The sequence below is a fragment of the Thioclava sp. GXIMD4215 genome, assembly GCF_045291555.1.
Lineage (GTDB): Bacteria > Pseudomonadota > Alphaproteobacteria > Rhodobacterales > Rhodobacteraceae > Thioclava > Thioclava litoralis.
This window is the reverse complement of record NZ_CP149515.1, coordinates 2221356-2246988: the sequence shown is the minus strand read 5'-3', so window position 1 is coordinate 2246988 and position 25633 is coordinate 2221356. Positions and strand designations below refer to the sequence as shown.

The following is a 25633-nucleotide window of genomic DNA, read 5'->3' as shown; positions in this document are numbered from 1 at the left end:
TCTGAAAGGGTGTCATGCCGGATCGTCGTTTTCTGAAGGGAAAGAAAGAGCTGAATGCCGAACGGCAGCGCGAGGCAGGGCTTCTGGTCAGCGTCGCGGTGTTCTCGGCTTTTGTGAACCTGCTGATGATGACAGGTCCGATGTTCATGCTGCAGGTCTATGACAGGGTGCTGGCTTCGCGTGCGGAGGAAACGCTGGCCAGCCTGTTCCTGCTGGTGGTATTTCTTTACACGATCATGGGCACTCTGGATTTTGCCCGCGCCCAGCTGATGTCGCATGTGGCCAAACGTATGATGGGCCGTCTGGAATCGCGGGTTTTTGCCGCGGTGCTGCGCCGCAATGCGCTCAACCCCGAAGATCTGGTCTCCAGTCTGGGTCTGGCCGATCTGGATGCCGTGCAGAAACTTCTGGGCTCGCGCATTCTGCTGGCCATCTTCGACATGCCTTGGTCACCGCTGTTTTTCATGGCCATCTTCATCTTCCACCCGCTGCTGGGACTTCTGGCATTGGGCGGCGGCGCGGTTCTGATTGCGGTCACCCTGCTCAACCGTCTGGCCACCCGTGGCCTCAGCCGCGAGGCCGCGAAAGCGCAAACCACCTCCAGCAGGCTGGGCACCTATTTGCGCGACGAGGCCGAACTGTTGCAGGCCTTGGGCATGCAGGGCGCCGCCTTCCGGCGCTGGCGCGACAGCCGCAGCCTTGCCACCCAAAGCGAGGCCCGCGCCGCCGACCGCACGAATGGCTTCACCACCTTTACCCGCAGCTTCCGACAGCTTCTGCAATCCGCCATGCTGGCCCTGGGTGCCTGGGTTGTCTTGCGCGGCGAGATGAGCGCGGGGGCGATGATTGCCGGCTCGATCCTCATGGGGCGCGCCCTCAGCCCCGTGGAAACCGTCATTGGCGGATGGAGCGTCATCATGCGCGCCCGCGACGGCTGGAACCGTCTGCCGGAATTGCTTGATAGCAAGCCTGCCGAAAGCAGCACGATCCCTTCGCGCCCCGCCGCGCGGATCTGGGCAAAAGACCTGACCGTCTTTCCGCCCGGCGCCCGCAAGCCCGCCCTGCGTGCCGTCAGCTTCCGGCTGGAACCCGGACAGGCGCTGGGGGTCATCGGGCCTTCGGGATGCGGCAAGACCACACTGGCACGGACCCTATGCGGCGTCAGGCCGATTGCCGACGGGCATCTGCGTCTGGACCATAATGAACTTGCGCGTTTCCAGTCGGACACGCTGGGCCAGCTTCTGGGCTATCTTCCGCAGAACGTTACGCTTTTCGAGGGCACGATTGCGGAAAACATCGCACGCATGAAAGAGACACCGTCTCTCGATTCGGTGATCGAGGCGGCAAAGCGCGCCGATGCGCATGACATGATCCTTGATCTGCCGGACGGTTACGAGACACGGGTGCAGGGCGCGTCGGGGCCGCTCTCGGGCGGACAGATCCAGCGCATCGGTCTGGCCCGCGCGCTTTACGGCGATCCCGTCCTGCTGATTCTGGACGAGCCGAATGCCAATCTTGATGCCGATGGAAGCGCCGCACTCAACCATGCCATCCGCGAAATGAAGGCGCGGCGGGGCGCGGTGATCGTGATGGCCCATCGTCCGGCGGCCATTACGGAATGCGACATGCTGCTGATGCTGGACCGTGGTCAGGTCCGCGCCTATGGCCCGCGCCAAGAGGTTTTGTCCAAAACCGTGCGAAACGCCAAGGATATCAGCCAGATCGCCAGCTATGACCGGTCCAAAGCCCAGCCCCGTCACGGAGGCCCCCTCTGATGCGCTACGAACCTCAAACCCCGCTCCGGGTGGCCGACCTTTCCAGACGTCTGGCCCAGACCCCTCCCCGCCCGGTGACCCCGGCAAAAAAGCCCGTGCCTTCGGGGCAGATCGCCCCCAAAGACAGCGCCACCAAACGGCTGCTGCTTCTGGGCTATGCGGCGCTGTTCATTCTGGTGGTGATCTTCGGCAGCTGGGCAAGCCTGACAACCATCGCGGGGGCTGTTATCGTTTCCGGCCGTCTGGAATTCGATACGAACCGGCAGGTGGTGCAGCACCCTCAGGGAGGAAGGGTCGAGGAAATCTATGTGCATGACGGCGATAAGGTTGCCGCCGGAGATATTCTGATCCGGCTGGACGGTGGCGATATGCAATCCGATCTCACCATCCTCGAAGACCAACTGTTCGACCTGCGGGCACGGCGCGCAAGGCTCCAGGCCGAAAGAATTGGCGCAGAGCAGGTGGCCCTGCCCCCTGTTCTGGCCGCGAAAGCCGCCAACCGTGCCGATTTGCGGAAGATCCTGACGGGCCAGTCCACCTTGTTCGATGCCCGCCGCGAAACACTGGCCCAGATGCTGTCCCAGCTGGATCGCAAAGCGCTTCAGGCCGCCAACCGGCTGACAGGGATCGACGCGCAGATCAACGCCATCGGGCAACAGCAAATGCTTCTGTCGCGCGAGTTACAATCGCAAAAAGGCCTTTTTGAACGCGGTCTGACCCAGCGCACACGCATTCTCTCTCTGGAGCGCGAACTGGCCAGTCTTCTCGGACAACGCGGCCAGCTTATCGCACAACGCGCCGAAACCGAGGAAGAGATCACCTCGACCGAAATCCAGAAGCTCCAAGCCACGTCCGAACGCCGCGTCGAAGCCGAGGACCAGCTGCGCGACATCGACCAGAAAGAACTGACCCTGATGGAGCAAACGCGCGATTTGCGAAACAAGATCGCGCTTCTGGACATCCGCGCGCCGATTGACGGGATCGTGCACGAGATGGCAATCACAACCCGTCTGGCCGTACTTCGTCCCGCAGATCCGGTGCTTTATCTTATCCCGCAAGACCGCCCGATGCTGATCGAAATTCGCGTGCCACCCATGAATATTGACGAGATACGGCAGGATCAGGTGGCCTCGCTGCGCCTGCCCAGCCTGCCCTCCCGCGAAACACCCGAACTCTCCGGTCGCGTTCTGCGGATTTCGCCCGACGCATCGGTCGATCCGGCCACATCAACCACCTATTACCGCGCGGAGGTGATGCCCGATGCTGCGGCAGAGGCAGAAATGTCCAAGATGCCGCTTCTGCCGGGCATGCCGGTCGAGGCCTATCTGCGCACCACTGACCGCACGCCCCTCAGCTATATTCTGGCACCTTTCATGAGCTATCTCGAACATGCCTTCCGCGAAAGTTGAGCTAGAGACGGTTCAGCAATCCAACGGTCGGCCAAGCATCGGCAGGCAACCCCAGAGCGGATTGCGCACCTTGTACGGCGGCCCGCGTCTTGCGGCCCAAGATGCCGTCCACCGTGCCGACATCCGCGCCACGGGCCGAGAGCTTTTCTTGCAAGATCTTGATCTGGGCCTTTGAAAGCCCCGGATCGGGATGGCCCGCCTCGAAAACCGGAGCCCCTTCCAGTCGCGTCGCGAAATAGGCCGCCGTCGTCACATAGACAAAACTCTTATTCCACTCGAACAGAACCTCGCAATTTGGGTAAGCAAGGAAGGCCGGCCCCTTGCGCCCCATCGGCAGGATCACGGCGGCAGACAATGCGGGGTCCAATACGCCATCGCGCGGCACCACCCCCCGCGCGACCCATTCCGAGATGGGCGCCGGGTGATCCAGCCCGGTCCGCGCCCAATCCAGATCATCGGGTAACGTCACCTCTTGCAGCCAAGGCGCGTTCGGTTGCCAGCCCAGATGACGCAGCAGTCTGGCCGCCGACGTCAGAGCATCCGCCGCAGACCCTTTCAAATCGACATGCCCGTCCCCGTCGCCATCCACCCCGTTTTCCAGAATATCCTTGGGCAGCATCTGGACCTGCCCGATCTCGCCCGCCCATGCGCCACGGGTTCGCAAAGGGTCGAAATCCCCCCGCGCATACAGCTTTGCAGCCGCCATGACCTGTGGCAGAAACAGCTGGGGGCGGCGGCAATCATGCGCCAGCGTCAAAAGCGCATCGCGGGTCTTATACGTCCCCTGCACCTGTCCGAAATCGGTTTCCAACCCCCAGAAAGCCAGAAGCACGCCACGTGAAACACCGTAAGTCTGCTCGATGTCTTGCAGCAACGGGCCTTGTTTCACCGCTTGATACGCGCCGGTCTCAAGACGGTTCCGGCTGATCACCCGACGCGCGAAGTCATCGAAATCCAACCGGAACACACCCTGCGCCCGATCCGCTTTCAGAACCTCCGGATCGATACGGGCCCCATGCAGAAATGCCTTCGCCTGAGAATCGCTTAGCCCCTCGGCCTGCAATTCAAGGGTCAGAGTGCTCAGAAAGGTTGTAAAATTGCCGCCACAGCCCGCCGCAGAAAGTGGCGCCGCGGCCACAGAACTTACAACCAGAAAAGAGAAAAACAGGGATTTCATCGTTATTTCATTAGGTTATCCAAAAGCTTCACATCATCCACGGCTTTGCATCAGGTCAGAAATCTTGTGCGACTTCACTTGATTTTCACCATTAACGGCACAGAATTGATGCCAAGACCGCTCATCCGGAAGATGGAGGACCTGATGGAGTTCTTGCCCAAAGATATTGCCCAAGCCATGCGCGAGGCGCAAACCAAGACCGCGGGCCAACGTACGAGGCTGAGCCTGAAATCGGGCGAAAAAAGCTGGCCGATCCTGCGCCGCTGGCGTGGCGGGCTGGCGCTGAATGCCGATGAGATCGATCATCTTCGCGGCGAAGTCGCCCTGTATGAGGGCATCCGCCACATTGCCACGGGGCTGATCATCGCATCGGAAGTCGAGAATGGCGAACTGATCTGCACGATCAAGCGGGAAACCCCTGTGATGGACCGCGCGCCGCTGGATTTCGTGCGCGATCCCAATGCTCCGGCGGGCTACCTGCCAAGCGCCTGACGGAAATGGCCCCGACGACGGGGCCATTCACAGCTTTATTGCAGGTCCGCAAAGACCTGCTGCAAGCGCGTGACAGCCTCTTCCACCCGCGCGCGCGGCGTCGCCAGATTGAAGCGCAGGTAAGCCTCGCCGCCTTTGCCGAAGGTCGTGCCGTAATTGGCGGCAATCTGCGCGTCTTTCTCGACCCTGCGGGTGAATTCCTCGCGTGCCATCCCCGTCCCCGAGAAATCGACCCAAGCCAGATAGGTCGCCTCTAGCGGCATCGACTTCAGCCCCGGAATCGCATTCACCGCCTCGTCGAAGATCCGGCGGTTGCCATCCAGATAGGCGCAAAGCGCATCCACCCACTCTGCCCCTTCGGGACTATAGGCCGCCGTCGCCATCGCCATGCCGAAGCTATTGGGCGAGATCCCGAGCGCCCCCATCCGCGCGGCAAAACGCGCCCGCAATGCCGGATCGGCAATGATCACATTGCCAGAATGGGTGCCCGCGATGTTGAAGGTCTTGGTGGTGGCGGTCATCATCACTACCGGAAAATCCCCCGCAACCTTCGCCATCGGCACATGGGTCTGCCCCGGCATCAGCAGATCATGGTGGATCTCGTCCGAGACCAGCACCAGATCATGCTTGCGGGCAAATTCCACCACCTGCGCCAGCTCCTCCTGCGTCCAGACCCGACCGCCCGGATTATGCGGCGAGCACAGCACCAGCATGCGGGTCTTTGCATCCACAATCCCGTCCCACGCGTCGAAATCCATCTGGTAGCGCCCATCCACCAGCTTCAGCGGGCATTCCACAACCGCGCGCCCCGCGGCCTTAATCACACGGGCAAAAGCGTGGTAGACAGGCGTCATCAGCATCACGCCATCGCCTTCCGAGGTGAAGGCATCCACGCAAAGCGCCGTGCCATTGACCAAGCCATGCGTGGTAAAGATCCAGTCGTCCTGCACGTCCCAGCCGTGGCGCGTCTTCATCCACCAGCGGATCGCGGCGTTATATTCGGCGTCGCCCCCCCAATAGCCGTAAACGCCCTGACGGGTCATCTCTTCCAGCGCTTCTTGCACGTAGGCGGGCGGGCGGAAATCCATATCGGCGACCCACATCGGAATGCCGGTCTCGGCGGGCACGCCGTAAATGCCCTCCATACTGTCCCATTTCGCGGAATGGGTGCCGCGGCGATCAATGATCTCGTCGAAATCGGGTGTGCTCATGACAACTCTCCTGCATCTTTGCCGCGCATCAGACCACCTCTTGGCGCGGGATACAAATGCCCGATTGTACCCTTATAATGCGGGGCCGGGGCCGCTGACCCATTGCCTAAATCTCCACCATCGCCTAAATCGGCCCTATGACCCTACGCCCGATCCTGATCCATCCCGACCCGCGACTGAAGAAGACCTGTGATCCGGTCGCTTCCGTCGATGCCGAAATCCGCAAACTGGCCGATGATATGTTGGCCACGATGTATGACGCCCCCGGTGTCGGCCTTGCCGCGCCGCAGATCGGCGTTTTGCAGCGCGTCTTCGTGATGGATTGCGTGAAGGAAGAAAACGCGGCGCCCCAACCGATGGTGATGATCAACCCCGAGATCACATGGTCCTCGGAAGAGACCAACACCTATGAAGAGGGCTGCCTGTCGATTCCCGATCAATATGCCGAGGTCACCCGCCCGAAACTGGTGCGGATGAAATGGCTGAATATCGACGGCAAGGTCATGGAAGAGGAATTCGACGGGCTTTGGGCCACCTGCGCCCAGCACGAGCTGGATCACCTCGATGGCAAGCTGTTCATCGATTATCTCGGGCCGATGAAGCGCAAGCTGATCACCGCGAAGATGCAAAAGCTCAAACGCGAGCGCGCCCGCGCGCCGAAATCCGACGGGATCATCTAATGGCCGTTCGCAAGTTCATCCCCTTCGAGGACAAGCGCCTTCGCACGGCGGCCGAGCCTGTGGCCGAGATCACCGAGACCGTTCGGATGATCTGGGATGACATGATCGAGACGATGGACGCCATGCCGGGGGTCGGCTTGGCCGCGCCGCAGATCGGGATCATGCTGCGTCTGGCGGTGGTGGATGCGTCCGACAAACGCGGCGAGGCGGTGCGCATGGCCAACCCCGAGGTGCTTCATGCCAGCGTCAAGATGCGCAAGCATGACGAGGCCAGCCCCAATCTTCCGGGCGTCTGGGCACCGATCGAGCGTCCTCGCGCCGTGACCGTGCGCTTTCTCAATGCCGATGGCGAGATGGAAGAGCGTGATTTTGTGGGCCTTTGGGCGACGTCGGTACAGCACCAGATCGACCATCTGAACGGCAAGACCTATGTGGACCATCTCTCGCCCCTGCGCCGCAAGATGCTGATCCAGAAATCGAAGAAACTGAACAAAGGCTAAGGTTATGCGCGTCGTCTTCATGGGCACCCCCGAGTTTTCTGTGCCGGTGCTCGAGGCACTGGCGCGCGAACATGACGTCATCGCCGCCTATTCCCAGCCGCCGCGCCCTGCGGGCCGCGGCAAGAAGCTGCGTCCCTCGCCGGTTCAGGCACGGGCGGAAGAGCTGGGGATCGAGACGCGCACCCCTTTGAATTTCAAGGATAACGCCGACCGTCAGGCCTTTGCCGATCTGAAGGCCGATGTGGCCGTGGTCGTGGCCTATGGGCTGATCCTGCCGCAGGGTATTCTGGATGCGCCCGCGCAGGGCTGTCTGAATATCCATGCCTCGCTTCTGCCGCGCTGGCGCGGCGCGGCCCCCATTCACCGCGCGATCATGGCCGGAGACGCCGAGACAGGCATCTGTATCATGCAGATGGAGGCAGGGCTCGACACCGGCCCCGTGCGCCTGCGCCGCGCCACCGAAATCGGCGCGACCGAGACTACAGGCGAGCTGCATGACCGGCTGTCGGTCATGGGGGCTTCGATGATCATCGAGGCGCTGGAAGGGCTGGCCGATCTGCCGGTAGAGGTTCAACCGGAAGATGGCGTGACCTATGCCAGTAAGATCGACAAGGCCGAGGCGCGGATCGATTGGGCCGCCCCCGCCGAAGAGATCACCCGCAAGATCAACGGGCTCTCCCCCTTCCCCGGCGCGTGGTGCGAGATCAACGGCGAGCGCGTCAAACTGCTGCGCGCCGCGCAGGTGGCGGGGTCGGGTGAGGTGGGTCAGGTGCTGGATGGCTTTACCATCGCGGGCAGCACCGGCGCGGTCGAGGTTCTGGAGGCCCAGCGGGCCGGCAAGAAACCGGTGAGCGCGGCGCAGGTGCTTCAGGCACTGCCCCTTCCCGAGCGCCTCGACTGATCCGATGTTCGGCCTGCTGATCGCCCCTCTGACCGCCCTGACCTCCCGCCTGATCGGGGTGGCTCTGGTCGTGGCGCTATGGTTGATCTCGCGGCCTGGCGGGTGGGCCGTGTTGGTCGTGCTGATTCTGGTGGGTGTCAAGCTGCTGCCCGAACCGGCCTCTCACCCCGATGTGACCTCTCCCGCCCCTGTTACACCCTCCGCCCAGCCTTAAATCGGAACCAAAGGAGCGGATCATGCCTATTGCCATTTTTCTTGCGGTGTTCATTTTCGTCGGCCTCCTGTGGTATCGCAGGCGTAATCCCTGCCGATGGGAACGGGTGGGCGGCAAAGGCACGCTGAAGCAATTCCGCTGCAAGACATGCGGGGCCGTCGCTTATTCGGCCCGCTATGACGGGCCCGAGCAATGCAAGAAGGGGCTCGAGCCTCCGGCGCTGTAGCCATTGGCAAGGATCTGCGCATCGGGCGGCGCGGATCTCACAACAAGGAACCTGCCAGCTTCCCCGACGTTTTACCGTCAAATCTCAGTCGAGAGGAGACGACAATGTCACAGACCCCTACACCTCCGCCGCGCCGCGATGGCGGGCTGTATTTCATCCTCGGGGCCATCGTCGTGGCTTTGGGGGTGTTGATGTGGTACATCATGGGTTCGCCTGGTGATCAGAGCGCAACCCCGCCTTCGGGCGCCGGAGATGTGTCCATTACCAATGAGGTCGCGCCGCAATCCGACCCCGCGCCCCAAACGCAGGACAACAAGGAACCTCCGGCACAGGTGGATGTCGCGCCTGATGCCGATAATGGCACCCAACCGCAGGCAAACTAATCATATAGCTACTAGCTACAAAAAGGCCCGCGATTGGCGGGCCTTTTCCACTGAGCCTTGTCCGAACGTTTCTCGTGAAACAGTCAGATATGGCGGATTTCAGCCAGAATTGCCTGCGCCGCGGCCTTGGGGTCTTCGGCCTGCCAGATCGGGCGGCCAACGACAAGGTGATCCGCACCGGCGGACAGGGCAGATGCGGGCGTCTCGACCCGTTTCTGGTCTCCCAAAGCCGCCCCCGCCGGACGCACGCCAGGCGTGACGATCAGCTTGCCTTCCGCTTGCGGCAGCGCGCGGATCATCGCCGCCTCGCGCGGCGAGGCGATCACGCCATCCGCACCCGCCTCCAGCGCACGGGCCGCCCGCTCGGTTACCAGATCGGCAATATCGCCCGGCTGGATCAACGCCGCATCCAGATCGGCACGGTCCAGCGACGTCAGGATGGTCACCGCCAGAATTTTGAGATCTTTGCCCGACGCGCCCTCTTTGGCGGCGCGCACCACATGGGGGTCGCCATGCACGGTCAGGAAATCCAGATCGAACTGGGCAATTCCGCGCACGGCATTCTCAACGGTCGCGCCGATATCGAAGAATTTCATATCGAGAAAGATGCGCTTGCCATGTTCCTGCTTGAGCTCGTTGGCAAGAGCCAGCCCGCCGCCGGTCAGCATCCCCAGACCGATTTTATAAAACGACACGCTATCGCCCAGCTTCTGGGCCAGATCCAGCGCCGCCAGCGCATTGGGCACATCCAGTGCGACAATCAGACGGTCATCTGCGGGAAGTAGGGCAGTCATGCGGCATCTCCTGTGGGTTTGCACCCCGATGCGCAAGCCAGCCTCAAAAATCAAGCCCCGAGGTCCCGCGAACGGAAAAATCGCCTAAAATTTCCTGTGCCGAGAGCCGCCGGGAAGGCCGCAACGTCAGATACGGGACTTGACCGGCGTCAAGGCATGCACCCGAAGGCGATGCATCATGACCAGACCCATAAGGGTTAAGGCGGCGAGGAAGGGCAGATAATGCAGCACAGTCATGATGTCTCTCCTGTTCCTGATGTCTCATCCTACGGGCGAGACATTTACGGAACCTCGCCGGGGCCCAAACAGTTCCCCAAACACGTCGCCTAAGGCGAAATATTTCAATTTGGTCGAGGCCGGTCCCTTGAATACGCATAGAAACCCACCCAATTATTCGATGAGACCCGACCAGATATGTGCCGCTTACGGGCATATCGATTTTCGGGGGCTTTAGAAAAGGAGATACCCGATGAACATGGAAAAGTTCACGGAGCGTTCGCGCGGCTTCCTTCAATCTGCGCAAACCATTGCAATGCGGGAAGGCCATCAACGTGTGGTGCCCGAACATCTGCTCAAAGCACTAATGGATGACGATCAGGGGCTGTCGGCCAACCTGATCAACCGTGCCGGCGGGGATGCCGCACGCGTGACCGATGCGGTCAATCAAGCCGTTGAAAAACTGCCCAAAGTTTCGGGTGGCGATGGTCAGACCTATGTCGAGCAATCGCTGGTGCGCGTGCTGGACGAGGCCGAGAAGATCGCCAAGAAAGCCGGTGACAGCTTTGTTCCGGTCGAACGGATCCTGATGGCGCTGGCTGTCGTCAATACCCGCGCGAAAGACGCGCTGGATGCAGGGGCTGTGACCGCACAGAAACTCAACACCGCCATCAACGACCTGCGCAAAGGCCGCACGGCCGATAGTGCCTCTGCCGAGGACGGCTATGAGGCGCTGAAAAAATATGCCCGCGACCTGACCGAGGCCGCTGCGGAAGGCAAGATCGACCCGATCATCGGGCGCGATGACGAAATCCGCCGCACGATGCAGGTCCTCTCGCGCCGCACCAAGAACAACCCTGTGCTGATCGGGGAACCGGGCGTGGGGAAAACCGCGATTGCCGAAGGGCTTGCGCTGCGCATCATCAATGGTGACGTGCCGGAATCCCTGCGCGACAAACGGCTTCTGGCGCTGGATATGGGCGCGCTGATTGCCGGTGCGAAATATCGCGGTGAATTCGAGGAACGCCTGAAATCCATTCTCAAAGAGGTCGAAGCCGCCGCCGGCGAGATCATCCTCTTCATCGACGAAATGCACACGCTTGTGGGCGCGGGCAAATCCGATGGGGCGATGGATGCGGCCAATCTGATCAAACCGGCGCTTGCGCGGGGCGAGCTGCATTGCGTTGGCGCCACCACTCTGGATGAATACCGCAAATATGTGGAAAAAGACGCTGCCCTTGCGCGGCGCTTCCAGCCGGTGATGGTGGAAGAGCCGACCGTCGAGGATACGATCTCGATCCTGCGCGGCATCAAGGAGAAATACGAACTCCACCACGGGGTGCGGATCTCTGACTCGGCGCTTGTGTCGGCGGCAACGCTCTCGCATCGCTATATCACCGATCGTTTCCTGCCCGATAAGGCCATCGATCTAGTCGACGAGGCGGCATCCCGCCTGCGGATGGAGGTTGATTCGAAGCCCGAGGAACTTGATGCGCTGGATCGCCAGATTTTGCAGGCGCAAATCGAGGCCGAGGCGCTGAAGAAAGAAGATGACGCCGCAAGCCAGGACCGTCTTGAAAAGCTCGAGAAAGAACTCTCGGAGCTGCAGGAACGCTCTGCCGGGATGACCGCCAAATGGCAGGCCGAACGTGACAAGCTGGAATCCAGCCGCGTGCTGAAAGAACAGCTGGACCGCGCACGGGCGGAACTGGAAGGTGCCAAACGCGAAGGCAATTTCGCCAAAGCCGGCGAGCTGCAATATGGCCGTATACCGGATCTGGAGAAACAGCTCTCCGAGGCCGAGGCGTCGGAAGATGTCATGGTGGAAGAGGCCGTGCGCCCCGAGCAGATCGCCGAGGTTGTCGAACGCTGGACCGGCATCCCGACCTCGAAAATGCTCGAGGGCGAGCGCGAGAAGCTGCTGAAAATGGAGGAAGAGCTCCATAAGCGGGTGATCGGGCAGGACGCAGCTGTAACAGCAGTAGCCAATGCGGTGCGCCGTGCGCGTGCGGGCCTGAATGACGAGAACCGCCCGCTGGGGTCCTTCCTGTTCCTCGGCCCGACCGGTGTGGGGAAAACCGAGCTGACCAAGGCCGTGGCCAATTATCTCTTTGATGATGATCAGGCGATGGTGCGCATCGACATGTCGGAATTCATGGAGAAACACGCCGTGTCGCGTCTGATCGGCGCTCCTCCGGGCTATGTCGGCTATGACGAAGGCGGGGTTCTGACCGAAGCCGTGCGCCGCCGCCCCTATCAGGTGGTGCTGTTCGACGAGGTCGAAAAGGCGCATCCCGATGTGTTCAACGTGCTTCTGCAGGTGCTCGATGATGGCGTGCTGACCGATGGCCAAGGCCGGACGGTGGACTTCAAACAGACGCTGATCGTGCTGACTTCGAACCTCGGCTCGCAGGCGCTGAGCACCCTGCCGGACGGATCGGATGCGGCACAGGCCAAAGCGCAGGTGATGGATGCGGTACGGGCGCACTTCCGCCCCGAATTCCTGAACCGGCTGGACGAGATGGTCATCTTCGACCGCCTCTCGCGCGAGAATATGGACGGTATCGTGACGGTACAGCTCGCACGGCTCGAAGCCCGTCTGGGCCACCGCAAAATCGGACTGGCGCTAGATGATGCCGCGCGCACCTGGCTAGCCGACAAGGGCTACGATCCGGTCTATGGCGCACGCCCGCTGAAACGGGTGATCCAGCGCTATCTGCAGGACCCGCTGGCCAACCTGATCCTGTCTGGTGAAGTCCTTGACGGGTCCACCGTGACGGTCACCGCCGGAGCGGACGGACTTTCTGTCGGGGGGCACATCGTGCCTCCGGGGGACAACGCCCCCCTTAGCGCTTCGCTACATTAACCGGAGAGGCGGCGATACAAGTCGCCGCCTCTCCCACAACCATGGAGGGGGCTCTGCCCCCGCTGCCTGCGGCAGCCCCCCGGGATATTTTCAGCAGCTGGATCTATAAAGTGGGTTTCCAGCTGCAAGAAATATCCTCAGGGGTGAATTGGCCCCAAGGGCCAAGAGGGGCGCGAGCGCCCCTCCTTCTTTTGCCTTTTGAGGGATATCATGGCGACGCTTTGCAGATCCTGCCTTGCCCATTATCCCGATAACTTTCGGGGGCGTTGCCCGCGCTGTCGCCGCGATGGCCTTGTCTGCCATGACGAGATTTTCTCTCTGGGCATTGCCCATATGGATTGCGACAGTTTCTATGCTTCGGTCGAAAAACGGGATAACCCGTCCCTGGCCGCCAAGCCTCTGATTGTTGGCGGCGGCACGCGGGGGGTTGTCACGACCTGTTGCTACGTGGCGCGGATCTATGGTGTACGGTCTGCCATGCCGATGTTTCAGGCGCGCAAACTATGTCCGGATGCCGTTATTCTTCCCCCACGCATCTCCTATTATGCCGAGGTATCGCGCGAGATCCGAGCCAAGATGGCAAGGCTAACGCCGCTGATCGAGCCGCTCTCGCTCGATGAGGCCTTTCTGGATCTGACGGGGACCGAGAAGCTTCATGGTATGACGGCCGCAGAGTGTCTGGCGCGGCTGGCCAACGAGATCGAGAACGAGATTGGCGTGACGATTTCGGTGGGGCTTAGCCACAACAAGTTTCTTGCCAAGATTGCGTCCGATCTCGATAAGCCGCGCGGATTTTCGGTGATCGGCAAATCCGAGACAGCCGCATTTTTGCAAGATAAGCCCGTCAGTATTCTATGGGGGGTCGGCACGGCGACACGTCAGGCCTTGGGACAGGCAGGTATCCGGACCCTGAACGACATCCGCCGGATCGGGCGGGATGACATGCTCCGGCGGTTTGGCGGTCAGGGTATGCGGCTTTGGTCATTGGCGCAGGGCGAGGACAGCCGCAAAGTGATACCGGATGCGCCGGTCAAGTCCGTCTCGAACGAAACAACCTTCTCGCAGGACCTCAGTGACCGTGACGCGCTGTTGGCTCAATTATGGCACATGTCCGAAAAGACGGCGGCGCGGATGAAGGCCAAGGAACTGGCGGGCAGCATCGTGACGCTCAAGCTGAAAAGATCCGATTTCTCGACCATCACCCGCCAGTTGCCGCTGGAAGACCCGAGCCAGCTGGCCGATACGCTGTTTCACGTGGGACGGCGGCTGTTTGATACCCTGCCCTCCGGCACGGCCTATCGGCTGATCGGCATCGGATATTCGGGTCTGCGCCCCGCGCAGGCGGGCGATCCTGTCGGCGACCTTCTGGACCCCGAAGCCGGACAGCGGGCCAAGCTGGAGCGGGCCACCGATGCGATCCGCGCGAAATTCGGCACTACGGCCATCCGGACCGGACGCGGGCTGGATCTGGACCCGAAAGACTAGCTATTCCGCCGCCAGAGAGCCGGACTGGCGCGGACGGCCGATATCCGCGATACGGGTCAGCACCCCGTCCATAAGCGCCTGAAACTCGGGAAAATCCGCACGTCGTTCGATTCGCGCTTCATCCATGTAGAGCGCGCGGTTGATTTCGATCTGCACCGCATGGCGGCCCAGGTTCGGCTGACCATAGGTTTTCGCGATATATGCCCCGGCAAAAGGCGCATTCCGGCTGACAGAAAGGCCGGTCTCGGCAAATGCCGCCTCGATTCCCTCGACGATTCGCTCCGATGCCGAACTGCCATAGCGATCCCCGATCACAATCTCGGGGCGCCGCAAGCCGAATGCTTCAATCGCCTCGCTGGGCATGGAATGCAGATCAACCAGAATCGCTTCGCCAAAAATAGCGTGCACATCCTCCATCAGGCTGGCAATCCGGCCATGCCAGGGCTCCCAGATATCATCAAGGCGATTCTGGGCCTCTTCGACACTGATCTTGCCGCGCAAAATTGCGCGACCGCCCGAAACCACGCGGGGAATCACGCCAAGACCGGCGGCCACGCGACTTCCGCTGCCCCGATGGCGCAGCCCGTCGATGATTCCCGGATCAAGCTCGTCTTTCGCACGATTGAGATCGAGATAGGCGCGCGGATAGGTCGCGGCGATGGAACAGGCCCCGAGATCAGGGGCCAAGCGCATGAAATCATCCACAAAAGCATCCTCGGACGACCTGAGGCGCAGCAGATCCAACGCTGTATTCTGTTTAAAATCAGATGGATAATAGCGCCCAGAATGCGGCGAGGAAAAAATGACAGACGTCCGGACCGGATCGGGCACGGACAGTTTGAATGCCGGAAGATCATGTTTCATGGATGGTCATGAACCCTCTTTATGATGCCCGCAGTGTAGCGCAATGCATTTTCTCGTCAAAACCCTCTTGCGCGTCTCGCGAACACCTTTTATAGACCCCTCCACACCGATGAGGTGAACCGGAAGATCGAGGTTCTGGACAGGCACAAGCCTGAGACAAAATCCGGTCGAAGGCAAATCAAATCGGAGCGTGGGCGGTTAGCTCAGCGGTAGAGCACTACGTTGACATCGTAGTGGCCACTGGTTCGATCCCAGTACCGCCCACCATTCTATTTCGCCGCCCCTTCGGCCTGGCTGTCGGGGCTTTTTGCTTTCAAGGCGCACGCGCGCCGCGACAAGGAGATACGACCATGAAGGTTCGCAACTCGCTCCGCTCGCTCAAGCAGCGTCATCGCGATTGCCAAATCGTGCGCCGCAAGGGCCGCGTTTACGTGATCAACAAGACGCAGCGTCGTTTCAAAGCCCGTCAGGGCTGAGACGACCGAGCCATCGGCAAGATCAAACCGCAAGGGAAACCTTGCGGTTTTTCTTTTGTCATCTCGCTTTTCTTGCAAAATCCTGCTGTGAAAAATCCTGCCGGACGGGTGGATTTTTGATAGCCCCATGCGCGCTCTTCTGATTCAATGGTGATAGGCCGATTAAGGAACGCACTGCCATGCTGACCCTTCTTCTACATCGCCAATGCGCCCGCGATTTCTACCGTGTGGACGTGTGCGACAATCTTTTTGGTGAATACACCGTCCAGCGCGAATGGGGGCGCCACGGCCGCGCTACAGGAATGCGCAGCGTACTTTTCTCGAACCTGCGAGATGCGGTTCAGGCCGCTGATACATGGCGCATGCAGGCCGCCCGCAAGGGCTATGCCCTGACCGAGGCAGCCGCCTCCTGAAGGCCCCTCAGAACGGCGCTTCGGCACTAAAGGACATATGCATCCCGCCATCGGGATGACGCAGCCGCAGCGTATGGGCATGAAGCATCAGGCGCGGATAGGCCTGCGCCTCTCCCTCGGCATAAAGCGGATCCCCCAGAATGGGATGCCCCAGCGACTGGCAATGGACCCGAAGCTGGTGGCTCCGGCCTGTCAACGGCATCAGCCGCACCCGCGTCGTCCCGTCGGGATCATGGCGCAGCACTTTCCAGTCGGTCTGGGCAGGTTTGCCGTTCTCGTGATCCACATGCTGGCGCGGGCGGTTCGGCCAATCAACGATCAACGGCAGGTCGACACGCCCCGCTTTCGGTTCCAGATGGCCCCAGAGCCGCGCCAGATACGCCTTTTTGGTCTGGCGGTGCTCGAATTGCAGCCCCAGGTGCCGTTGCGCATGGGGGGTAAGCGCAAAGACCATCACCCCCGAGGTATCGCAATCGAGACGATGCACGAGCAGGATCTCGGGGTAGGAATGACGCAGGCGCGCAATCAGGCAGTCCGCCTTTTCCGGCCCCTTGCCTGGCACCGACAGCAAGCCGGACGGCTTGTCGACCACCAGAATTTCATGGTCGGCATGCAGGATCGTGACGGGGTCGGTTGGCGGATCATAGCGATACATCATAAAGGTCGCTTGCCTGCGATCGTCTGCGTGGTCAAGCCCCCTTTGGTCCCGATTACGGCCGGGGCCATAATTACGGTTTGGTAAGCTTTTGCGCTTAAACGGGATAGGTGAAGAGTGACGAGCTGGAGACTGCAGATGAATCTTTATGCCGAAGCCCGCCAAGACGCATTATGGGTCCGGGTCGAAGAGAACCGTCTTGATGCAGCCATCGCGATCCGCTTCAAAGATCAAATGCGTGAAGCCTGCACGCAACCATCGCAACGCGTGGTACTGGACCTTGAAAGCGTGACATTTCTCGACAGCTCCGGCCTGGGGGCGATCGTGGCGGTCATGAAAGCGTTGCCGGCGGATCGCAAGCTGGAACTGGCCGGTCTGAATATGAATGTGGCAAAAGTCTTCCGCCTGACGCGGATGGACACCATTTTCAAAATCCATCCCACTGCGGAAGAGGCCTTCCTGCCGGAGGTACGGAATGCTGGCTAATCATGACGCAGAGGCGTTGAAGTCCGGCACGGCCATTCCGCGAGAGGATCGGCTTCAGCCGCGACTGTTTCATCATAGCTTTCCCGCCACCCCGCTTGCGGTACGAGAGGCATTGCGCGCCGCTTTGGCACGGTTTGTCTTGCATATGTCGCAAGACGAAGCGGGGACGCTAGAGCTGCTGCTGGCGGAAGTGCTCAATAACATCGTCGAACATAGCTATCAGGATACCGGCGTCGGAACGATCACCCTTTCCATGGTGATGGAAAAGCGCGGGCTGAACTGCTCTGTCACTGATGACGGGGTCGAGCTGCCGTCCTTCGTTCTGGAGGACCCGTCAACCTTCGATACTGTCGAAGATGCGTTGCAGACTCTGAATACAGACGAACTTCCTGAAGGCGGGTTCGGCTGGTTCCTCATTCGCGATCTGGCCGAAGATCTTGGCTATAAACGCGAAAATGGACGTAACATGTTGGCCTTTCGCCTGCCATTGCGGCAAGAAGGCTGATCGGGGTTCAGTTCAGCTGGAATTGCAGCGGATAGGCGCCGTTTTCAAACTCGCCGAACAGATCCGGCAGATCCGGATGCTCCACAGGCTCACCTGACCCGTCTACAATCAGGTTCTGCTCCGAGACATAGGCGACATAGAAATCGTCATCCGTCTCGGCGAGAAGGTGGTAATAGGGCTGGTTTTTCGCAGGGCGGCTATCCTCGGGAATAGCGTCATAGAATTCCTGTGAATTGGCGAAAGTCGGATCCACATCGAAGACAACGCCACGAAATGCATCCTTCCGGTGGCGCAAAACCTGCCCGATATGGAATTTGGCTTGAGTGGCAAACATACACGGCCTTCCCTAAAGTTTTCGAATTCTTAATTCTTTTACAAACAACCCAGCATTTTTTCCACAAATTCGCCGGAAACAATCTGTGTAAGTGGCCCTGACAGTCGTGCCTAAAGCTTTGTGATTTTCGTTATGGTCATTTTCGGATACACTGCCCTGCAAAACGAGATCATAATCAGGCAAGAGCAGTATGAAGAAATTCGCCTTTTTGGCGCTGGCCCTACTGGCCGCTTCCTGTGGTGGGGGCAACTACAAGGCGCCACAAAATCTTGATGACGCATGCGCATTGTCGCGTGAGCGACCCGCCTATTTCAAGGCGATGAAACGCACCGAATCGCGGTGGGGGATTCCTGTCTATGTGCAGATGGCCACCATTCACCAAGAGTCGCGCTTTGTCGGCAATGCCAAAACCCCGTTCAAATATGCGCTTGGGGTGATTCCGATGGGGCGTCAGAGTTCGGCTTATGGCTATAGTCAGGCGCTGGACGCGACATGGGAAGAATATCGCGACAGCGGCGGCGGGCGCGGTGCGCGGCGCAACCGGATTCAGGACGCCACCGATTTTATCGGATGGTATATGGATGGCACCAGCAAAAAGCTGGGCATCCCCAAAACCGATGCCATGAACCAGTATCTGGCCTATCACGAGGGGCGGGGCGGCTTTGCCAACGGGTCGCATAAATCGAAGCCCTGGCTTCTGGCCGTGGCGCGCAAAGTGCAAAGCCGTGCGCTGATGTATCGCGCACAGCTTGCCTCCTGTCGGCGCTGAAAACAGGGATCAGCCGCCTCGGCGGCTGACCTCCTGATCGATCGAGAACAGCGACGGCGCAAAGGCTTTGCCATTCTGCAAGCCATTCAGAATCACCGTGGTTTTCGCCCCCGCATTATCGGTAATCACCCATTGGCGCAGCTGGGTCGGGTTGCCCGTAAACACCATCTGGATATTGCCATATTCGGGGTGCTGCGGGTCCTGCGCGGTGACGGTTGTTTTCGTGCCATCCGATGTATGCTGGGTCACCATCCCCGATTTGGCCAGATTGACATTATCGGCCAGAATCAGGCTCAAGGGCGTTTTCGACAGCGGATATTGCTCCGGTCGTCCCATATTGGATTTCGGATCGAAAATCGCCACCTGCCCTGCCGAAGCCAGCACCAGCGTTTTATCCTTATCATATTCGAACCGCACGCGATTGGGGCGGCGGATATAAATCGTGCCTGTCGAGATCGAGCCATCGGAATTCACCTGTGTGAACTTCGAAGAGGCCGATTGCAGGCTGTTGAGATAGCTGGACAAAGTCCCAAGCGAAATCGCATCGGCAAATGCCGGCACGGCAAGAGACAGGGCGAGGACGGGCGCAAGCGCGAAGCGAAGTATGTTCATAACCTGGAATTTAGGCGCTTTTTGAAAAAGGAAAAGCCCCGCGCAATCAACTTGCACGGGGCGCCTATCACGAGTTTGCGGAAACCGGCTCAGGCTTCGGGGATCAGGATCTCGCGTTTACCGACATGGTTCGCGGAAGACACCACATGGTTTTCCTCCATCTGCTCGACCAGACGCGCGGCCTTATTATAGCCGATGCCCAGTTTACGCTGGATGTAAGAAGTCGAGCATTTGCGGTCCTTCGCCACGATCTGCACCGCCTGATCGTAAAGCGCGTCCTCATTGCCGGTATTGCCGCCGGTATTAAGACCCAGCACCGCGTCGATATCCGAGGCCTTGTCATCTTCCGGCCCCTCGACCACGCCCGACATATAGCTGGGCGGCCCGAAGGATTTCAGGTGGTTCACCACCTCCTCGACTTCTTCATCCGAGCAGAACGGCCCGTGCACACGGTTCAGACGCGAACCGGTGCCCATGTAAAGCATGTCGCCCATGCCCAAAAGCTGCTCGGCCCCCTGCTCGCCCAGAATGGTGCGGCTGTCGATCTTCGAGGTCACCTGGAAGGAGATACGGGTGGGGAAGTTCGCTTTGATCGTGCCTGTGATCACATCCACCGACGGGCGCTGCGTGGCCATGATCAGGTGGATACCCGAAGCACGTGCCATCTGTGCAAGCCGTTGAATACAGGCTTCGATTTCCTTGCCCGCGACCATCATCAGGTCGGCCATCTCGTCGACGATAACGACGATATAGGGGAAGGGCTCGGGACGGAATTCATCGGTCTCGAAGATCGGCTCGCCGGTCTCCTCGTCAAAACCGGTCTGCACGGTGCGCTTGAACATCTCGCCACGCGCCAGCGTCTCTTTGACGCGGCCGTTATAGCCTTCGATATTGCGCACGCCCATCTTGGACATCTTGCGATAGCGGTCTTCCATCTCGCCCACGACCCATTTCAGCGCCACAACGGCCTTCTTCGGGTCGGTCACAACGGGCGAAAGCAGATGCGGGATGCCATCATAAACCGACAGTTCCAGCATCTTCGGGTCGATCATGATCAGACGGCATTCATCCGGCGTCAGGCGATAGAGCAGCGACAGGATCATCGTGTTGATCGCCACCGATTTCCCCGAACCCGTGGTCCCTGCGATCAGCAGGTGGGGCATCTTGGCAAGGTTGGCCACAACAGGCTCGCCGCCGATATCCTTACCCAGAGCCAGCGGCAGGCGCATGTTGCCATCGCTGAAATCACGCGCGGTCAGGATCTCGCGCAGCACGACCTTCTCGCGATGCTCGTTCGGCAACTCGATCCCGATCACGGTGCGCCCCGGCACGGTCGACACCCGCGCAGACAGCGCCGACATCGACCGCGCGATATCATCGGCCAGACCGATCACGCGGCTGGCTTTCAGACCCGGCGCCGGTTCCAACTCGTACATGGTGACCACGGGACCCGGACGGACCGAGACGATCTCGCCCTTGACGCCGTAATCTTCCAGCACGGTTTCCAGCTGGCGTGCATTTTCTTCCAGCGCCTCGTCGGGCAACTGGTGGCGCGGGATGGAAGCCGGATCGGTCAGCAACGACATCGGCGGCGCTTCGTAATTGGCATGGGTCGCGCTCGGCATATGCACGGGCTTCTGGATCGGCCCGCGATTGAGGCTTTCCCCCTGTGCCACGGTCTTTGCCGTTGCAATCGGCTTGACGGCAGGCACATCCGGCATGGCATTGCGCGCAACGCCCATATCATGCGCCTCATCCAGCGATGGCTCCGACAATGACGGCTGCGGCGCATCTATCATGTCGTCGTCATCATCCCCGCTCAGCGTCGCATCCTCGGCATAGGCCTCGCCGCGCTGGATCATACGATAAGCCGCAGACGGCTCCTCGTTCTCTTCCACCGGCGCCGAGAAGCTGGCGCGGGGCATCTGTACGGGTGCGGGCTCGGAATGGGCGGAGCCATAGGTCTCGTCCAAGGCGCTGAACGCATCCACGTCGAAAGGCTCGAACTGATGGCTGTCCATCGTTTCGACCTCATCCATGTGATAGCCCTGATCAAGCCACTGATCCTGCGCGCGGAAATCCTGATGCGGCTCGGCCATCAAACGGCTGCGCGCATCCGAGACCTCTGCCGCAGATTGCGCGCGCGGCGCGGGCTGCAGAGCATAAGCAGGATGCGCCATATCGGCATAAGGGGCCGACGGAGCCTCGGCATGGGACGCTCCGAAACGCGGCATATAGCGCGGCTCGGCACGCAGCGGCGGTTCGACGCGGGCCGGTTCGGCCTTCAGCTGCGGCTCGATCCGCTCGCGCAGTTTCGGACCACGGGCCAGACGGCGGGCCACAGCCGCCATGACCGAAAGCGGGGCTTCGGGCCGTGCAGGCTGGACCTCTTCGGGTTCCGGCGCGACCGGTGCTGCAAGGTGTTGCGGAGCCTCCTGACGCTGCACCCGCGGGGCCTGCCGACGCTGATGCACGGCCTCGGCAATACGTGCCTTGATCCGCTCGGGGCTGGGTGCCTCGTCCGTTCCGGCGCGCGGATCGTCATATTCGAAGTCCACAAGCTCGGCTTCGACCATCGGCTCCGGCTCGGCGGGACGGATAATGCGCGACAGGAAGCCTGCGCGAGGCGCGTCCTGTTCGGGTTCGTCGTCGTAAAGAACCTCCTCTTCCTCGTCATAGACGGGGGCCTGATATACCGGCGCGCGACGCGCCGATTGGGCGCGCGGGGGCTGGGCCGCCTGCGCCTGATAGTCCTGTTGGGCTTCCCATTCGGCCAGTTCGGCGGCATGGGCCTGTGCCTCGGCACGGCGGGCACGGTGGCGTTCGGCGGCACCACGCGCCGCCAGCACCGAAGCCGATGCCCCCTGCCCGATCATACGCATGATCGCGTCATAACCTGCCAGCAGACCAAGCAGCAGAAAACGCAGGATATTTTGCAACTCCGGCTTCACGAACCCGGTAACGAAGGCCATCATCGCAAGGCTACCGGCCGCAAAGAGCAGCGACAGGAACTTCACCACAAAGGCCGAAGCGCCAACGATCCCCAGCATCATTCCCGCGATCATATCGCCAAAATGGCCGCCAAGTCCGAAATTCGCGGTCCATTCCGCCCCCGGCACCAGAAGTGCCGAATGCACCGCCGAAACCGCGATTGCGATGGGCAGGAAAATCAGCCGCGACAGGGCCCGTTCTTCGCCGCGATGGGTCATGAAACGCACGCCCCATGCCAGCGAGGCCAGCGGCAGAAGCCATGATCCACGGCCAAAAATGACGTAAAGCGGCGAGGCAATCCCCGCGCCGATCCGCCCCAGCCAGTTCTGCACCTCTCCATCCGAGGCGGCCATCCAGCTGGGATCTTCGGGCGAATAGCTGACAAGCATCATGCTCAAGAGCGCCGCCAGAACGATCAGTCCCGCGCCGGCAAGCTCTTTACCGCGGCGTTCAAGAAGTGCCTGCGTATTCTGGTCGAGAAGGGGGTCGCGCTGTCTCATTTGATACAATGCCATCTGCTGCTCGTCCTCAAAGGTAAAGGCAATCACGGAGCTTGGTCAGTCCGCGTCGCGTTTCTTCTCTTGGGGCGACAAGAGCCACCCGAATATAGGATCTGCCGGGATTTTCGCCCTCGACTTCGCGCGAAAGATAGGCACCGGGCAGAACCCGCACACCGGTCTCGCGCCATAATTTCATGGCCGCCGCCTCGCCATCCTCCACCGGCAACCACAGGAAAAAGCCCGCATCGGGCATGGTAACCGAATTGATGCCGTCAAAGACAACGGCCGCGTCATCGAATTTCTCCTGATACAGGCGGCGGTTCTCGATCACATGATCCTCGTCCGCCCAGACCTTTTCCGCGACACGCTGCAAGGGCTGCGGCAGCGGTGCCCCCGAATAGGCGCGCAACTGGCGGATATAATGCATGCTTTTCGGCCCCGCCGCAACAAAGCCGGACCGCAGCCCCGGCAGGCTGGACCGTTTGGACAGCGAATGGAAGATCACCACGCGCTCGGGATCGGCCCCCACCTCCTGCGCCACCTCGATCAGCCCGGGGGGCGGGTCATGGCGATAGAGTTCCGAATAGCATTCATCGGCAAAAACACGGAAATCATGTGTCTCGGCCAGCTCTAGCAGATCGGCCAGATACGCGCGCGAGGCCACGGCCCCCTGCGGATTGGCGGGCGAGCAGATAAAGGCGATCGCCGTGCGGTCCAGCACCTCGGCAGGCAGCGCGCGATAATCGGGCATGAACCCCGTTTCTGCGGTGGCGGGCACGAAAACAGGCTCTGCGCCGATCATCATCGTGGCGATGGCATAGACCTGATAGAAGGGGTTGGGGATCAGAACCACGGGGCGCTTGCCCCGTTTGGTTTCGGGGCAAAGTGCCAGCACCGCATTGAACAGCCCTTCACGGGTGCCATTCAGCGCCATGATCCGATCCTCGGCAACCTCCACGCCGTAGCGCCGCGCAATCCATGCCGAAATCGCGGCCAGAAGTTCGGGGGTACCGTTATTGGCTGGGTATTTGCCGAATTCCGCGACAGAGGCCGCCAGCACATCGCCCACAAAGCCCGGCATCGCATGCCGCGGCTCGCCAATGGTCATATTAATAATTTCCCCGCCCGGCTGGTGGGAATCGAGCAGCGTCCGCAAACGCGGAAACGCGTATTCGGGCAGGTTCGAGAACCGCTCGGGATAATCCATTATATGCCTCATTTGCCGGAGTCATTTTGCGCCCCGTTCGGGACGACGTTACCCAAAAACCACATGTCCTGTCCAGATCATGGCGAGATGCGGGCAAGGTCGCCTTTGGATTGTGGCATTTCAGCCAAGCGCGGCCTCGATTGCAGCCCCAAAACACAGCACCTTTTCATCCTCTCCGGGCAGCCCCAGAAGGCTTAGCCCCACCATATCGCGCCCCGTGGGTAGGGTCAGCACCGGCCCGCCCAGAAGCGCCGCACTGCCGACATTCCGGCTGGCCAACTGTTGCTGGCTCCTAAAGAATTCCTGATCTATCAACAGGCTATCATAGCTTGGGGCCAAGGATGCCGCAGTGGGCATCAGCACGACATCATAGCCCGCAACCACGCCCCGCCAGTCCTGCCGCACCGCGTGCAACTGCGCGAGCCCCTGCAGATAGACATCCGCCGAGACACCTCCCGCCGCCTCGAAGGCCCGTAGGAAATCGGGCGTCACCTTAAGCGGATTTTCTCTCACCCGCTGCTGCCAGCGGGCGTGAAACTCGGTCTGCGCCAAAAAGCGCAGCCGCTTCAGCGCCTCGAACGCTTTGGGGCTTTGCACCGTAATCTTGGCGCCCGCCTTGGCCAAACGGCCTATCGCACGGCTCATTGCCTCCAGACAGGCCGGATCGGCATCATCAAAGACGCCGCCCTCCAGCACCAGAAGACGCGCGCCCGATATGTCTGCGCCACGCAGATCGGGGAGCTTGCCGTTTTCCACCAGCGCCAGCCCCTGCGCGCAATCCTCGACCCGTCGCGCCATGAAGCCCAGCGTATCGAATTGCGACCCCGTCGCCACCCCCGCAAGCGGCACGCGCCCCAGTCCGGGGCGGAACCCCACCAGATCGTTCCACGCGGCAGGCACCAGAAGCCCGCCGCCGTTCTCCAGCCCCACCGCCATAGCACAAAGCCCCAGTGTGACCGAGAGCGCCCCGCCAGAGGCCCCTCCCCCCGTCACAAGGCTGGGATCATGGCGGTTGGGCGGGGTGACGCTGAGGGCATTCACCCCCAGAAGATCCAGCCCCAGCTCGGTCATCTGCGTCTTCCCCAGACAGACCCCGCCCGCAGCACTGGCCTGCTGCAACGCGCGCGCATCACGAGCGGGCACATGGCCCGAAAACAGCCGGCTGCCCGCTTCGGTGACCGCCCCCGCACTGTCCACCGCATCCATCCATGAAATGGCCACCCCATCCAGCGCCGAACGCCCCTGCCCCACTTTCGTACGGGTCCGCGCCGCCATCGCCTCGAAGCGCGCCCGATTGGGGGTCAGGCGGGCAAATGCCATCCGGCCATCGCGCCCCGCTGCCGTCTCCAGATAGAGTTCGACCTGCGCGACCGGATCCAGCATGCCCGCGGCAATCAGACGCCCTTGTTCCGCGGCAGGCAGATAGCGGGTCGAGGTCGTCATGCAGGCTCTCCAATCATCACTCAAACCCAAGGCTAGACATGATTTTATC

26 protein-coding genes and 1 tRNA gene are annotated in these 25633 nt (G+C 60.9%); 17 read left to right on the top strand and 10 right to left on the bottom strand.

The genetic code is table 11. The annotated features are described in order from the left end of the window. Nucleotides 1-14: 14 nt before the first annotated feature. Both WDB86_RS11135 and WDB86_RS11130 read left to right on the top strand, forming a co-directional pair. Complete coding sequence (locus WDB86_RS11135; RefSeq protein ID WP_339108413.1) at nt 15-1775, top strand: type I secretion system permease/ATPase; 1761 nt, start codon at nt 15-17, stop codon at nt 1773-1775. After that, on the top strand, nt 1775-3184 hold the full coding sequence (locus tag WDB86_RS11130) for an HlyD family type I secretion periplasmic adaptor subunit (protein ID WP_339108414.1): 1410 nt from the start codon (nt 1775-1777) through the stop codon (nt 3182-3184). Before WDB86_RS11135 ends, WDB86_RS11130 begins: the two co-directional genes overlap by 1 nt. Before the next feature lies 1 nt (nt 3185). Here the strand turns inward: WDB86_RS11130 and WDB86_RS11125 are convergent, their stop codons facing one another. Beyond that, entirely contained in the window at nt 3186-4361 is a 1176-nt protein-coding gene (locus WDB86_RS11125) for a lytic murein transglycosylase (RefSeq protein WP_406735934.1), read from the bottom strand. A 144-nt stretch (nt 4362-4505) separates the two neighbouring features. On the opposite strand from WDB86_RS11125, the gene WDB86_RS11120 reads away from it, so the two are divergent. After that, a complete protein-coding gene (locus tag WDB86_RS11120; protein WP_339108416.1) occupies nt 4506-4853 on the top strand; it encodes a hypothetical protein in 348 nt (115 codons plus the stop codon). Between the two features lie 35 nt (nt 4854-4888). Here the strand turns inward: WDB86_RS11120 and WDB86_RS11115 are convergent, their stop codons facing one another. Continuing rightward, on the bottom strand, nt 4889-6064 hold the full coding sequence (locus tag WDB86_RS11115; RefSeq protein ID WP_406735933.1) for a MalY/PatB family protein: 1176 nt from the start codon (nt 6062-6064) through the stop codon (nt 4889-4891). 137 nt (nt 6065-6201) lie between these two features. Here WDB86_RS11115 and def (WDB86_RS11110) point away from each other — a divergent pair, with 137 nt between their 5' ends. From def (WDB86_RS11110) to WDB86_RS11085, 6 genes are all read left to right on the top strand, one after another. After that, nucleotides 6202-6744: a peptide deformylase gene (gene def, locus WDB86_RS11110; RefSeq protein WP_406735932.1), complete on the top strand. Its 543-nt coding sequence runs from the start codon at nt 6202-6204 to the stop codon at nt 6742-6744. Continuing rightward, nucleotides 6744-7244, top strand: coding sequence for a peptide deformylase (gene def / locus WDB86_RS11105; protein WP_339108419.1), 501 nt, complete (start codon nt 6744-6746; stop codon nt 7242-7244). Before def (WDB86_RS11110) ends, def (WDB86_RS11105) begins: the two co-directional genes overlap by 1 nt. Before the next feature lie 4 nt (nt 7245-7248). Next, nucleotides 7249-8145: a methionyl-tRNA formyltransferase gene (fmt, locus tag WDB86_RS11100; RefSeq protein ID WP_406735931.1), complete on the top strand. Its 897-nt coding sequence runs from the start codon at nt 7249-7251 to the stop codon at nt 8143-8145. A gap of 4 nt (nt 8146-8149) precedes the next feature. Beyond that, nucleotides 8150-8359, top strand: a complete 210-nt coding sequence (locus WDB86_RS11095) for a hypothetical protein (protein ID WP_406721411.1) — start codon at nt 8150-8152, stop codon at nt 8357-8359. A 22-nt stretch (nt 8360-8381) separates the two neighbouring features. After that, nucleotides 8382-8585 carry a hypothetical protein gene (locus WDB86_RS11090; RefSeq protein WP_406735930.1) on the top strand — a complete coding sequence of 68 codons (204 nt, stop codon included), beginning with the start codon at nt 8382-8384 and terminating at the stop codon, nt 8583-8585. Between the two features lie 104 nt (nt 8586-8689). Then, nucleotides 8690-8968 carry a hypothetical protein gene (locus WDB86_RS11085; RefSeq protein WP_339108423.1) on the top strand — a complete coding sequence of 93 codons (279 nt, stop codon included), beginning with the start codon at nt 8690-8692 and terminating at the stop codon, nt 8966-8968. A gap of 83 nt (nt 8969-9051) precedes the next feature. Here the strand turns inward: WDB86_RS11085 and pyrF are convergent, their stop codons facing one another. After that, entirely contained in the window at nt 9052-9762 is a 711-nt protein-coding gene (pyrF, locus tag WDB86_RS11080) for an orotidine-5'-phosphate decarboxylase (RefSeq protein WP_406721412.1), read from the bottom strand. A 469-nt stretch (nt 9763-10231) separates the two neighbouring features. Here pyrF and clpB point away from each other — a divergent pair, with 469 nt between their 5' ends. Beyond that, on the top strand, nt 10232-12844 hold the full coding sequence (clpB, locus tag WDB86_RS11075; RefSeq protein ID WP_406721413.1) for an ATP-dependent chaperone ClpB: 2613 nt from the start codon (nt 10232-10234) through the stop codon (nt 12842-12844). A gap of 210 nt (nt 12845-13054) precedes the next feature. After that, complete coding sequence (locus tag WDB86_RS11070) at nt 13055-14329, top strand: DNA polymerase IV (protein ID WP_406735929.1); 1275 nt, start codon at nt 13055-13057, stop codon at nt 14327-14329. Here WDB86_RS11070 and WDB86_RS11065 read toward each other — a convergent pair whose 3' ends face one another. Then, entirely contained in the window at nt 14330-15193 is an 864-nt protein-coding gene (locus tag WDB86_RS11065) for an N-formylglutamate amidohydrolase (RefSeq protein ID WP_406721415.1), read from the bottom strand. A 192-nt stretch (nt 15194-15385) separates the two neighbouring features. Here WDB86_RS11065 and WDB86_RS11060 point away from each other — a divergent pair. The 3 genes from WDB86_RS11060 to WDB86_RS11050 all read left to right on the top strand — a co-directional run bounded on the left by WDB86_RS11060 (nt 15386) and on the right by WDB86_RS11050 (nt 16082). Then, a tRNA-Val gene (locus tag WDB86_RS11060) sits at nt 15386-15460 on the top strand. Between the two features lie 83 nt (nt 15461-15543). Then, nucleotides 15544-15669 carry a type B 50S ribosomal protein L36 gene (gene ykgO, locus WDB86_RS11055; protein WP_096433353.1) on the top strand — a complete coding sequence of 42 codons (126 nt, stop codon included), beginning with the start codon at nt 15544-15546 and terminating at the stop codon, nt 15667-15669. A 179-nt stretch (nt 15670-15848) separates the two neighbouring features. Beyond that, complete coding sequence (locus WDB86_RS11050; RefSeq protein WP_339108429.1) at nt 15849-16082, top strand: WGR domain-containing protein; 234 nt, start codon at nt 15849-15851, stop codon at nt 16080-16082. 7 nt (nt 16083-16089) lie between these two features. Here WDB86_RS11050 and WDB86_RS11045 read toward each other — a convergent pair whose 3' ends face one another. Continuing rightward, entirely contained in the window at nt 16090-16740 is a 651-nt protein-coding gene (locus tag WDB86_RS11045; RefSeq protein ID WP_339108430.1) for a pseudouridine synthase, read from the bottom strand. 135 nt (nt 16741-16875) lie between these two features. Here WDB86_RS11045 and WDB86_RS11040 point away from each other — a divergent pair, with 135 nt between their 5' ends. Continuing rightward, nucleotides 16876-17223 carry an STAS domain-containing protein gene (locus WDB86_RS11040; RefSeq protein WP_339108431.1) on the top strand — a complete coding sequence of 116 codons (348 nt, stop codon included), beginning with the start codon at nt 16876-16878 and terminating at the stop codon, nt 17221-17223. Further along, complete coding sequence (locus tag WDB86_RS11035) at nt 17213-17728, top strand: ATP-binding protein (RefSeq protein WP_339108432.1); 516 nt, start codon at nt 17213-17215, stop codon at nt 17726-17728. The genes WDB86_RS11040 and WDB86_RS11035 overlap by 11 nt, the downstream gene beginning before the upstream one ends. A 7-nt stretch (nt 17729-17735) precedes the next feature. Here WDB86_RS11035 and hspQ read toward each other — a convergent pair whose 3' ends face one another. Further along, complete coding sequence (gene hspQ, locus WDB86_RS11030) at nt 17736-18062, bottom strand: heat shock protein HspQ (protein ID WP_339108433.1); 327 nt, start codon at nt 18060-18062, stop codon at nt 17736-17738. A gap of 190 nt (nt 18063-18252) precedes the next feature. On the opposite strand from hspQ, the gene WDB86_RS11025 reads away from it, so the two are divergent. Beyond that, nucleotides 18253-18831, top strand: a complete 579-nt coding sequence (locus WDB86_RS11025; protein WP_339108434.1) for a lytic transglycosylase — start codon at nt 18253-18255, stop codon at nt 18829-18831. A 9-nt stretch (nt 18832-18840) separates the two neighbouring features. Here the strand turns inward: WDB86_RS11025 and WDB86_RS11020 are convergent, their stop codons facing one another. The 4 genes from WDB86_RS11020 to WDB86_RS11005 all read right to left on the bottom strand — a co-directional run bounded on the left by WDB86_RS11020 (nt 18841) and on the right by WDB86_RS11005 (nt 25584). Next, entirely contained in the window at nt 18841-19443 is a 603-nt protein-coding gene (locus WDB86_RS11020) for an outer membrane lipoprotein carrier protein LolA (RefSeq protein ID WP_339108435.1), read from the bottom strand. 89 nt (nt 19444-19532) lie between these two features. Next, a complete protein-coding gene (locus WDB86_RS11015) occupies nt 19533-22949 on the bottom strand; it encodes a DNA translocase FtsK 4TM domain-containing protein (RefSeq protein ID WP_406735928.1) in 3417 nt (1138 codons plus the stop codon). A 13-nt stretch (nt 22950-22962) separates the two neighbouring features. Further along, entirely contained in the window at nt 22963-24141 is a 1179-nt protein-coding gene (locus WDB86_RS11010; protein WP_406721418.1) for an aminotransferase class I/II-fold pyridoxal phosphate-dependent enzyme, read from the bottom strand. A 120-nt stretch (nt 24142-24261) separates the two neighbouring features. Further along, nucleotides 24262-25584: an amidase gene (locus WDB86_RS11005; protein ID WP_406735927.1), complete on the bottom strand. Its 1323-nt coding sequence runs from the start codon at nt 25582-25584 to the stop codon at nt 24262-24264. Between the last annotated feature and the right edge of the window lie 49 nt (nt 25585-25633).